We start from the raw sequence: 12,045 nt of genomic DNA on the forward strand, positions 1-12,045 counted from the left end.
ATGCCGTCGCATGATCCGCGTGTGGTGCCGCCGCCGCGCTTCGGGCCGCCGCAGGAAAACCTTCCTCGCGGTCCGCACAACCAGCCGCCCAGGGGTTTCGAGCAGCCTCGGCCGGTGGATCGCGCCCCGGAGCAGCCGCCGGTGCATCGTCCGGCTGACCAAGCTCCGCCCGTCGCGCCGGCGACGGAGCGGTTCGCCGGACCGGCTCAGCCCGCGCGTCCGGCGGAACCGACCGCTCCTCAGCGACCGGTCGAACAGGCGCCTGCCCGGGAACACGCCGCTGAGGCGGCGCCGGCCACGCGTGGCCACGCGGCTGAGCCCGCCGAGCGGGCGGTCCGGCAGCCCGTCGACGAGCAATCGGCCACCTCCGACCACGTGGCTGAGCAGCACGGGTCTGCGGCCGAGCGGCCCGCCGAACCGTCGGCTGCTGAGCAGGACCGTGCGGCTGAACGGCCTGCTGAGCAGGCGGCCGGGCAACCCGGTGGTGAGCGGGCAACCGCCGAGGAACGGCCGGGCGAGCAGGTACCGGCCGAGCGCTCCGGCCAGCAATCGCATGCCGCTGAGCAGGCGGTTGCCGAACAGGCACGTTCTGAGCAAGGGCCCACCGAGCATGTACCCGTGGAGCAACCGCCTGGCGAGCATTCCGCCGAGCAGCCGGCTGCAGAACGCCCCGCTGAGCAACCGCCGGGCGAGCACGCCGCCGAGCAGCCGCCCGCCAAGCACCCCGAAGAGCGACCGCTCACCGAACACTCCGCTGAGCAGGCACGCTCTGAGCAAGGGCCTACCGAGCACGCATCTGCTGAGCACGCACCCACGGAGCAACCGGCCGCCGAACGCTCCGCTGAGCAGACGGCCTCCGAACAGGCACGCTCCGAGCAAAGGCCCACCGAGCAGGCACCCGCCGAGCACACACCCGCGGAGCAAGTGCCCGCCGAACAATCCGCTGAACAACCGCCTGGCGCGCACCCCGCGGAGCAGCAGCTCGCAGAACACCCCGCTGAGCAGGCGCCTGCCGAACAGCACGGTGATGGCGACGACTCGGCTGTTCCGGGACCGCAGCAGGGGCGTGCTGATGAGCCCTACCTGACCGATGAGCGGTTTCACACCGATGATCCCGCCGGGGTTCGGCGGATCGAGGACACCTTCATCGACTCTGGGCGGCAAAGCTCTGAGACCGGTGAGTGGCGGCACGAGCAGGTCCGGCGCGAGGCGCTCCTCAAGCGCGACGAGTTCTACCCCGGCATGTCCGACGACGGGGCCTTCGCCGTGCACGCCTACACGCGGCACGAGATGGTCGGGCCGCTCAACCGGGCTCTGCGGTTCGGCAGTCCGGAGCTTGCGGACATCGCTCCGCAGGCCGGGGCGCTCGTCTCTGGACTGAACGAGATGCCGCCGCATGTCGGGACCGTCTCTCGGCGGATCGACTTCCAGGGCGATCCTGCGCGGGTCCAGGCCTTCCTCGGGCGGTTCCACGAGGGTGCGCACATCACCGAGCCGTCTTTCCTCAGCTCGTCGAAGGTCGACTCCGGGCACCCTCGGAGCATCTTCCCCGGTGAGGTCGAGATGCGGATCGACTCCAAGACCGGCCGGGACGTCGAGTCCATGGCCAGCATCGGGCGCGAACGCGAGGTGCTGTTCAAGGCCGGGTCGCAGTTCGAGATCACGGGTATCGAGAAGGGGCCTGGCCACCCCGAGCACCCCGACTACGTCCACGGCTCCGGCGGCACCATGGACCAGCCGCAGTGGGTTGTGCACGCCGAGGAGGTCACCGCCGGTGATCCGCGGTACCTCGGGGACGCCGACGCCCAGCGTGCGATCGACGAGCGGCGGGCGCAGGAGCGGGCCGACGACGAGCGGTTCCAGCGTGAGGCCGACGCCGAGACCGAGAAGTTCTACGCCGAACACCCCGAGCTCAAGCCGAGCGGCAACCTGTTCAAGCTGCTGGGCGGGGACGACGCCGAGCCGCCCGCGGCCGAGCGGCGGGTGCCGGCGACGCGGGAGCCCGACGGTGGCTGGTCGCGGCTCGCCGAGCCGCTCACGCCGGGTGGTGCGCCCGTGCTGCACGCCGGGTCCGTCGAGAGCCCGCAGCAGCACGCGCGGCTCGTCCGGGACGCCGTTCCCGAGCTCGCCGCGGTCAACACGCGCAACCACTACGGCCCGGACGCGCTCGAACACGGCTTCCGGACCAACTCCGCCGAATCGATGGTCGCTTTCGAACGGCGGATGAACGGCGAAGACGTCGTCGCCGGGCCGGGGACGCACCAGGGCCCCGCGCACGTCAGCGAGCAGCTCGGCGGGCAGTGGCACAGCCGGGACGGCTTCGGTGACGTCGCCCGTGACCTGGGCGAACGTCCGGTCGGCGCGCGGACGGCCGTGGCCTTCGAAGCCGGCGGCGAGACGCACCTGGTCGCCGGCGTGCACACCGAGCACGGTGTCGTCTTCGCCGATCCGGTCACCGGCCGTCTGGCCGAGCTGCCGCACGACGCCACCGGGATCCACGAGATGCCGCTGGGCGGCGGAGACGCGGCGCCCGGGATCGCGGATCGGCTCAACCCCACGCCCGAGCGCGTGCCGCACGACGAGAGCTACCTCTTCGACGGCGAGCACCACGCCACCCCAGCCGACCACGAGAGCATCCGCCGGGCCGTCGGCGACGACGACGTCTACCAGGACGTCCACGACCGCGCGCTTGCCCGCCGGGACGCCGCCGGACTGCCGCTGACCGACGAGGGCGCCGTCGCGGTCCACGGCTACACCCGCGGCGAGTACGCCTACGACGTCAACGACGCCCTGCGCCGCGGCCCCGGCCACCCCGGGTTCGACCTCGCGCAGGAGAACACCCGCGCGATCGTCGACGGCCTCGGCCAGGTGCCGCGGACGTCCGGCGAGACCGTCCGCGGTATTGACGTCGGCGGCGATCCGCGGCTGGCCGAGCTGGTCGCCGGGCCGTACGAGCCGGGTGCGGTGGTCGTCGAGCCCGCGTTCTCCAGCGCGTCCATCAAGACCGGCGAGCTGTCGACGTCGAAGTTCGGTGACGACGTCGAGCTGCACGTCCGGTCGGACAACGTCCGCGACATCTCGAAGCTCGCCGAGAACCCGGGTGAGCGCGAGTCGCTGTCGCCGCCCGGGACGCAGCTGCTGGTGCACGACAAGCGGCTTGAGATCACGCCCGAGGGCCGCCGCAAGTGGGTTGTCGAGGCCGAGGAGATCGGGCCCGGCCACCCGCGCTACCTCGACCCCGAGGCCGCGCAGCGGAGGATGGCCGAGCGGCGCGCCGAGAACGAGCACAACGCGGCCGAGTTCGACCGGCGCAAGCAGGAGTCGATCGCCGAACGCCTGGGCGGGCTCAACGAGCCGGTGGTGGAGCACCACCAGCCGAAGGTCAGCGACGTCCTCGACAGCCCGGCCGAGCCGCACGTCGAAACAGCACCACAACCGGACTACTCCTCGCTGGCGCGCGCGACGAACCCGCCCGCCGAGCCCGCCATCCACGCCGGCGCGGCGACGCCGGCGGAGCGCGCGGCCTACGTCCAGGACCGCCACCCGCACCTGCGCGAGGTCAACCCCGGCTTCCACGAGCCGGGCGCGCTGGAGAACGGCTACGTCTCCAACTGCACCCGCGGCCCCGAGGCGTACTGGGACCGGCTGCACGGCGGCGACGCGACGGCCGAGCCGATCCCGCTGCACGAGATGGGCACCCGCGGCACGCTCGAGCACATCGAGAGCCGGTTCGGCGAGACGTTCTCCGATCGCGCGAGCTACGACGACGTCATCCGCGAGATGCGCGAGCGGCCGGTGGACCACCACGCCGTGGTCGCGGTGAAGTACGAGGGCCGCGGCGGCGTCGAGTACGGGCACGTCGCGATGGTCGTGCACACCCGCGAGGGCGTCGCGTTCATCGACCCGCAGTCCGGCGACCTGATGCACCTGCCGCACCCGCCAAAGGACATCAAGCTGCTGCACGTCGGGACGCCGGGCACCGAGCACGTCCAGACCGAGCACGTGCACACCGAAACCCACGGCGGCTACGGCATTTCCGAAGACGGTTTCCTGGCCCGCGACGACGTCGCCGCGGCGCTCGACGGCCACCCGGACGCCGACTACATCCGCGCCCACCTGCCGGAACACCCCGAGCTGGCCAGGATGCTCGCCGACCCGGCCAACGACTACCTGACGCGCTCGCTGCTCGACAACCCGAAGACGCTGGCCAGCCTGCTCAAGCACCCCGAGGCGATCCCGATCCTGGAGGACGCCGTCCACGAGGTGAACGAGCGCGGGTACAGCGTGGTCGACGACGTCGAGCACCAGGGAGTCGAGCCGTTCGACCCGACTCCGGAACAGGCGGAGATCTCCGCCGACGTGGCGGCGATCGCCCACGAAGCCCCGGAAGAGCAGCTGCAGCACGAAAGCTTCGACCAAAGCAGAATCGGCGATCCGGAGTACTGCCAGCAGTGGGTCGCCGAAGAACGTGCGCGCTGGCCCGAGACCCAAGGCACGCTGAACCGGATCACCGAGCGGATCGCGGGTGAGACCGACGGCCACGCGGGGTTCCGGCCGGAACCGAAGGACGACGTGCGGGCTCTGGCGAAGATCGAGAAGCGCAACTGGGACGGTTCGCTGCTGCACGACCTCGTCGGCACCAAGATCCAGTTCGAGCAGGTGGCGGACATGTACCGCGCGCTGGACGCGGTACGCAACGATCCCGAACTCACGATCGTCGACTTCTCGGACCGGCTGGCCAACCCGCAGGACAGCGGCTACCGGGACCTGCAGCTCAACGTCCGGCTGCCGAACGGGCACGTGGCCGAGCTGCGGCTGCACCTGACGCACATCGACGACGTCGCGTCATACGAGCACGCGCTGTACGAGGTCCGCCGCGACTTCGAGACCTTCAGCAAGAAGGACGGCCACGAGGGCTTCCTTTCGCCGGAAGAGGCGGCTCTCGACGCGGCGTTGACCGAACAGGTCCGAGGCCGTTTCGAGGAAGCGTTCCGGCAGGGACTGTCATCCGAGGGGAGCAGCTGATGGCCATCCAGGAGCCCACTTTCTACAGGTACTACGCCCAGACCTATCGGATCGACAAGGTGCCCAACGGCGGTCTGGCGGGCACCCTCCTCGACCTGCAGACGGGTTTCTTCGTCCAGGACGGCAGCCACATCCGTGAGGTCCTGCGGGCCACCACCGATTCGAACATCAAAGGTCCGATGAACGAGGAGGACTTCGTCCGGGAGACCGAAAAGCTGCGGAGCCGGTACCTGACGGGCGACGGCCCGATCTTCGCGCTCTACGAGACCGTGAAAGGTATAGACGACGTCGCTGTCCGAGAAGGACGCCGCCGGACCCCGCAGGAGACCGCGTTGGTCCAGGCACTCTGGAAGCGGACCTTCAAGATGTGGGAAGACGAAGCCACCCGTCGTGCGGCCGGTGAGGCGCCGACGTTCGAAGCCAAGCCGCGCTACCCGAGGCAATGATTCACGTGGAACAACGACTTTCGCCCGATGAGCAGCGCACCCTCCTGGTGCAGCTGGGAAAGCTCCTGCGCGAGCACCGGGCCGACGCCGCACGGCCGGCCGTCGTGGACTTCCGGCAGGTCGGGAAGCACGTCGAGGTCGAGGGGCACAACGCCGCGACGCCGGACGGGCTGGCCGACCTCTTCGGCCGGCTGCGGCAGGGGATGTACACCGAGGAGCGCGGGACCTGGCTGCAGGCGCGGTTCACGCTCGCGCCCGACGGCACCTTCGACTTCGACTTCGCGCTCGACGACGAGCCCGTGTGGACGGACCCGCCGGAGGCGACGGCGTTCCCGGCGGAGCTCGGCGAGTTCCCGCGGCCCGACGAGCACGTCCCGGACTGGTGGCGGATCCGCGCGCAGCTACCACTGGGCGTCGTCTTCCGGATCGCCGACGTCGGGGGCCCGGAGACCGAACGGCCGCTGCTGACCGACACCGAGGCGCCGCTCGTGCTGCAGTACCTCGAGCGCGAAGCCGTCGTGACCGAGGGTTTCCACACCGACGGCACCTGGATCTGGTCCGCGGCCGTGCCGCGGCTGCTCGCCGAGTTCGGCCTGCCGCCCGAACCGGACCTGGTCGCGCACATCCGGCGGCACCACTTCCAGCCGCCGTACGTCGAGCCGCTGGTCCGGCGGACCGCCGAGGCGGACCTGCTGGGGAAGCCGCGGCCGAAACCGGGGCGCACCGACGGCAAACCGACCGGCGGTGACGTCGTCGCGGCGCTGGAGACCACGCCGGACCCGTCGCTGGACGACGAAGAGCTGCTGACCGTCCTGGTGCAACGGCTCGGTGAGCACGGGGTGTGGCCCGAGGCGTACCGCGTCGGCGACCGCGCGGACGGCACGTGGTGCCTCAACTACACGCCGGACGGCTGGGAGGTCGCGGCGTACGTCGACGGCGCACCTCGCGAGCCGAAGCACTTCGGCCGGCTCGAGGACGCCGCGCAGCAGCTCCTGGGCGCGTTGCTGCTGCACCCCGCCCGGATGACGGCCGGCCACGAAACACCGTTGGAAACGGCTCGGGAGCTGGCCGACTGGCCGGTGCACCCGGCCCCGGGTGAGCCTCCCCTCACCCTGCTCCGCAACAAGCGCATCACCCGGCTGGTGGCGGGTACGGTCGTGCTGCGCTTCGGCGAGGAACCCGGCAACCTCGTTCACCACGGGGAGGTACGGTTCGCCACGACGTCGCTGCCACTCGAACGCGAACGGGTGCAGCGAAGTTACCGGCTGAGACGCCCCGTGCACGTGATCACCGGCATCACGGTGCCGTGGGCGAACCTGCCGGGAGGCGCGGTGGCCTACGTGCTGCCGAAGACGATCGCCGAGCACGAGTCCGACGGAAGCCTGGAGAGGATCGAGTAGGTGGAAGCGGCGGAAGCGATTGCCAAGGTCGGCCAGTGGCTGCGCGCGGTGCACGGCCCGGACGTCTCCGGTCCCGCCGGGCTGCGGGTGGACACCGAGAAGGTGCTGCGCATCCCCGAAGGCTGGTCGGTGCCCTACAACACGATCGCGTTCCTCGACGAGGGCCGGCCGGACAAGGAGATCTTCCCGCCGCCGTCGGTGGTGGTCCGCGAGCCGGACGGCGAGCTGCGCCAGGCGCACCCGCACCCCGGCGGGCTCTCGGTCCCGGTGGCGTTCCCCGGGCAGGAGAACTGGCGCGAGGTCGTCGACCCCGAGTACGTGAAGGCCGGGCTCGGCGAGCTGGGCGTGCCGCTGCAGGCCGTCGCCGGCTGGGTGAAGGTCGACGCCGACGGCAACCAGACCGGCGAAGAGCGCGAGAACCCGGAGTACAAGGCCGGGCCCATCCGCCGTGGCTACCCGAAGCCGGAGAACACGCTCGAGACGCTGCTGTCGTTCGCCAGCGTCGGCTGGCTGACGCGGGAGCTGCTGCTCATCGGGCTGATCCGGTGCGAGGTGTTCGTGCCGCTCGACCTGGAGACGGGCAAGACGGACCGGTTCTACTTTGCCGAGGAGCGCAACGAGCTCAAGGTCTTCAGCTCGACGCGGCACCTGCCCCCGCGCGAGCACGGCTGGTGGCGGGTCGACGTCGCCACGCTGGCCGAGTTCGAGCACCCGCCGAACCTGGTGATCAACGGCGGCCCGACGACCATCGAGGACGTCTCCAGCAACGAGCTGGCCCAGATCGTCAAGCGGTTCCCGCGGCACGAGCCGCGCATCGACGTCCACGGCCGCTGCCCGGAGGCCGAGGAGGACCTGATCCGCGTCGCCGCCGACACCGCGTCGCGGATGGCGCTGCCGGCGCCGGTCAAGCCGCCGCTCGCCGCGGCCGAGCGGGCCCGCAAGCGCGGCTACGAGCTCACCGCCGAGGAGTGCGCGAAGACCGTGCTCGGCGAGTCGTGGCTGAAGCGGATGACCATGCCCGAGCCGCCGCGCAGCAAGCCCAACGACCTGCGCGCGAACGGCTTGGCGCCGACGTACGACAACGACGGGCGCCCGGTGCCGCGGCTGGACACGTTCGGCAAGTACTTCGAGCGGGACCTCGACGGGTTCCGCTACGGCTGGCAGCGCGTCACCGGCGCGTTCGTCGGCTTCGCACTCGGCGAGGCGCTCGGCGCCGCGGTCGACCGGATGCCGCTCCACGACATCCACGCGAAGTACGGCATCGAGGGCGTCTCCGACCTGCTCCCGGCGTTCGACCAGCCGGGCCGGATCGGCTCGCTGACGCAGCGGCTGCTGTTCTACACCGAGGCCGTGATCCGCAGCCCGCACCGCGAGCAGCCGGAGTCCCGCGAGGCCGAGCAGCTGCTCCCCGACGTCACCCGCGGCGCACTGCAGCGCTGGCTGAAGACGCAGGGCGCGCCGCTGGACCACCCGGACGGCTGGCTCGTGCAGGTCACCGACCTGCACGCCCGCCGCGACGCCGACGACGCCGAGCTCAACGCCTACCACCAGCTCGCCACCGGGGCCGGGGGCACACCGTTGTCCGGCGCGGCCGCGCTGCTGCCCGCGTTGCCCGCCGCGCTCACCATGGCCGGTCCCGGCAGCGGGTTCAGCGGCGGCGCGCGCCAGGCCGTGCGCGCGATGGCCGGCGTCACCCACCCCGGCGAGCCCGACCTGGCCGCCGCGACGTACCTGACCTGGCTGTTCGAGCAGGCGCTGACCAAGGACGCGTTCAGCTTCCCGATCTGGAACCTCGGCCGGGAGATCCTCAACCCGGACAACCAGTTCCAGCAGGGTCCGGAGTGGACCGAGATCAAGGAGATGGTCGCCGAGTCGGTGCCGTTCTTCGGTGAGCACGGCCTGCCCGACCTGCGGATGCCGGAGCTGATCGGCGACGGGAAGAGCACGCTCTCGGTGCTCGGACGCGCTTTCGCGGCGTTGTCCGGCTTCGAGAACTACCCGGAGCAGGCGCTGCTGCGCGCGGTCAACCACTCCGGCCGCAGCGCGCTCACCGGCGCGATCGCCGGCGCCCTGCTCGGCGCGCGGACCGGCATCCCCGGGCTGCCGCAGAAGTGGGTCGACCAGCTGGAGCTGCGCTACCTGGTCGAGAACGTGGCTTCGGACGCCTACTGGCACTTCGACCGGCACTCGGCGCTGAGCGCGCTCGGCGACCGGTGGATCGAGCGGTACCCGCGGCATTAGCGCGAGGATGGGGAGAATGAGCGAAGAGGAAGCTGTCGCGCGTCCCGGCGCGGCCGCGGCGGTCGACGACGGCTTCGTCGAGTGGCGCCCGGACGTCGACCCGGAGTTCGACGAAGCGGCGTTCCCCGGCCTCGGCATCCCCGTGCGCGCGATCCGCGGCTGGGCGCAGTACACGCTGTTCGGGGAGCCGACAGGGCCGCGCCGCGACAACGACGGGTACACCCCGGGGCCGGTCTGGCGTGGCTTCCCGAAGCCGACGACCGACGCCGAGAAGCTGCTGAACTACCTGGGCGCGAACTGGATCAGCCGCGCCGAGTTCGCGCAGGCGCTGCTCGACACCGAAGTGCTCGTGCCGACGCCGGACGGCGAGCCGCTGCTGCGGCCGGTGCCCGGCGCCTCGGGCCACGAAGTCATCGCCTTCAGCTCGTCGGCGAAGGTGCCCGGCCGCTACCCCCAGCGGTGGCGGGTGGTCGTGCGCGAGCTGCTGCGGTACCAGCCGGGGACCGGCCTGACGCTCGACCCGGGCACCGGGCTCGTCCGCAGCCTGGCCGCGGCCGAGCTGGCGGACGCCGGGCACGACACCGCCCCCCGGCCGTGGCTCGACGAGCCGGCGCCCGAAGCCGGGCCGGAGGTCGCCGAGGCGCTGGCCGCGCTGGCCGGGGAGTTCGGCATCGAGCCACCGGACCTGCTGACCCGCCACCTGCGTTACGCCGTAGACCAGGCCCGCGACCACCGCGTCGAGCTGACGCCGGCGGAGTGCGTCCGGTACCTGCGCGGGTTCGCCTGGCAGCACCGCAACGGCGTCCGGCGCCGGGCGGGCCAGGACCCGCAGTGGCCGGCCGACCTGGGCGCGAACGGGCTGATCGCGCACGTCGGCGAGGACGCCGGCCCGCGGCCGGTGCCGTGGACGTCCGGCAAGTTCTTCGCCACGGGCACGCTCGCCGGGCGCTTCGCGTGGCACCGGATCGTCGGCGCGTACGTCGGGTTCGCGATCGGTGACGCGCTCGGCGGCGGTGCCGACGCCGGCCGGCTGGAGCTGGGCGGCCTGACACGGCACCTGCTGTTCCACACCGACGCCGTGCTGCGCGGCCTGCCGCCCGTGCCCACCGGCGAGGTGCCGGCGACGCTGCCCGAGCCGGACCCGGTCGGCTGGCTGGCCGTCGCGACCCGGCACGCGGGCCCCGCGCCCGCGGAGTTCTCCGCGCTGCTGGCCACGGCGCTGGCCGCGACGCCGGCCGGCGCGGTGGCGCTGGCGGACGTCGACGGCGAGCAGTACGCGAAGGACGTCGCCCGCGAGCTGACCGGCAGTGCGGCCGGGCCGGAGGTCACCGAAGGCGTCGAGCTGCTGGTGGCCCTGTTCCAGGCGCTGCTCACGCGGGAGGAGTTCGCGCTGCCGGTGCACCTGCGGCTGCGGGAGCTGGGCGGCGAGCTGGCGACGTCGACGCTGGCCCTGCGCGAGGACCGCGACGCCGACGACGTCACGCAGCTGGACAGCATCGGCGACGGCCGGAGCGTCCGGTCGGTGCTGGGCCGCGCGCTGTTCGCCGCGGCCAAGCGCGGCTACGACCCGGAAGCGGCGATCACGCTCGCCGCGCGATCCGGCCCGGTCGCCGGGGCACTGGCCGGCGCCATGGTCGGCGCCCGGCTCGGCGTGCCCGGCCTGCCCGCCGCGTGGGTGGCGGCGCTGCCCGACCTCGGGCTGCTCGACGACGTCGCGAGCGACGTCTTCTGGTACTTCAACCGCAACGGCCTCCAGACGGAGACGGCCGAGCACGCGCGGTGGGAGCGCCGGTACCCGAGCGGCCGGTTCGCCCCGAAACCCCCGCCGGCCGCGGCGGGACCGGACCTGCGCGCACGGCTGCGCGGCAGCCTGCTGGCCGGCGCGATCGGCGACGCACTCGGCGCGAAGACGGAGTTCGACTCGATCGACCGGATCCGCGAGATCGCCGGGCCGGCCGGGATCACCGACTTCATCCCGGCGTACGGCGGCGTCGGCCGAATCACCGACGACACGCAGATGACGCTGTTCACGCTCGAAGCGCTGATCCGCGCGCACGCCCAGCGGCGGCACACCGGCTCCGCCGACGTCGTGCACTCGCTGCAGCTGGCCTACCAGCGCTGGCTGCACACCCAGGGCGTCGCGTGGGACCGGGCGCGCGGGCCGCGGTCCGACGTCGAGGCGCCGGACGGCTGGCTCGTCACGCACCAGGAGCTGTTCAGCCGCCGCGCGCCGGGGCTGACGTGCTTCGGCGAGCTGGAGGCGTACGGCCGCTCCGGCGTCCGCGGCACCGTGGACCGGCCGGTGAACAACTCGAAGGGCTGCGGCGGGGTGATGCGCGCGGCGCCGATCGCGCTCTGGTCGGACGACCTCGCCGAGGTGTTCCGGCTCGGCGCGGAGAGCGCGGCGCTGACCCACGGTCACCCGAGCGGGTACTTGTCGTCGGGCTGCTTCGCGGTCATCGTGCACGAACTGCTGCACGGAAGGGCACTCCTCGACGCCGTCGCGACCGCGCGGGCCGAGCTGGTGAAGCACCCGGCGCACGAGGAGCAGAGCGCGGCGCTGGACGCCGCGCTGGCGTTGGCGGAGCAGGGGCCGCCGACGCCGGAGAAGGTGGAGTCGCTCGGGCAGGGCAACGTCGGTGAGACGGCGCTGTCGATGTCCGTCTACGTCGCGCTGACCACGACGGACGCCGACACGGCGCTGCTCGCGTCCGTCAACCACAGCGGGGACAGCGATTCGACCGGTTCGGTCTGCGGCAACCTCGTCGGCGCGATGTACGGCGAGCAAGCACTGCGGCGGAGCTGGCTCGACCAGCTCGAGCTGCGCGATGTCATCGTCGAGCTGGCGGACGACGCGCTCACCGAGTTCGGCGCGGATGCGCCGGACGAAGACCGGTGGTTCGCTCGGTACCCGCTCGACTAGGTTTCCGGTG

Annotated in this window: 5 protein-coding genes; all 5 read left to right on the forward strand. The window is 72.4% G+C overall.

Annotation, left to right across the window (positions count from 1 at the left end; genetic code table 11):
- The first annotated feature begins 114 nt into the window (after positions 1-114).
- Genes MUY22_RS12145 through MUY22_RS12165 form a run of 5 tightly spaced genes read left to right on the forward strand, consistent with a single transcriptional unit; the run spans position 115 to position 12,035 of the window.
- Positions 115-5,025 carry a toxin glutamine deamidase domain-containing protein gene (locus MUY22_RS12145; protein ID WP_247059605.1) on the forward strand — a complete coding sequence of 1,637 codons (4,911 nt, stop codon included), beginning with the start codon at positions 115-117 and terminating at the stop codon, positions 5,023-5,025.
- Positions 5,025-5,471 (forward strand): hypothetical protein, encoded by a 447-nt coding sequence (locus MUY22_RS12150; RefSeq protein WP_247059606.1) that lies wholly within the window; start codon positions 5,025-5,027, stop codon positions 5,469-5,471. Before MUY22_RS12145 ends, MUY22_RS12150 begins: the two co-directional genes overlap by 1 nt.
- Entirely contained in the window at positions 5,468-6,871 is a 1,404-nt protein-coding gene (locus MUY22_RS12155) for a TNT domain-containing protein (RefSeq protein ID WP_247059608.1), read from the forward strand. Before MUY22_RS12150 ends, MUY22_RS12155 begins: the two co-directional genes overlap by 4 nt.
- Positions 6,872-9,112 carry an ADP-ribosylglycohydrolase family protein gene (locus MUY22_RS12160; protein WP_247059610.1) on the forward strand — a complete coding sequence of 747 codons (2,241 nt, stop codon included), beginning with the start codon at positions 6,872-6,874 and terminating at the stop codon, positions 9,110-9,112.
- 16 nt (positions 9,113-9,128) lie between these two features.
- A complete protein-coding gene (locus MUY22_RS12165; protein ID WP_247059612.1) occupies positions 9,129-12,035 on the forward strand; it encodes an ADP-ribosylglycohydrolase family protein in 2,907 nt (968 codons plus the stop codon).
- The last annotated feature ends 10 nt before the right edge of the window (positions 12,036-12,045 follow it).

It is taken from the genome of Amycolatopsis sp. WQ 127309 (assembly GCF_023023025.1).
Taxonomy (GTDB): domain Bacteria; phylum Actinomycetota; class Actinomycetes; order Mycobacteriales; family Pseudonocardiaceae; genus Amycolatopsis.

Bases quoted from the DNA above. Each gene is read 5' to 3' on its own strand.
- MUY22_RS12150 (WP_247059606.1), top strand. From the start codon at position 5,025: ATGGCCATCCAGGAGCCCACTTTCTACAGGTACTACGCCCAGACCTAT.
- MUY22_RS12155 (WP_247059608.1), top strand. From the start codon at position 5,468: ATGATTCACGTGGAACAACGACTTTCGCCCGATGAGCAGCGCACCCTC.
- MUY22_RS12165 (WP_247059612.1), top strand. From the start codon at position 9,129: ATGAGCGAAGAGGAAGCTGTCGCGCGTCCCGGCGCGGCCGCGGCGGTC.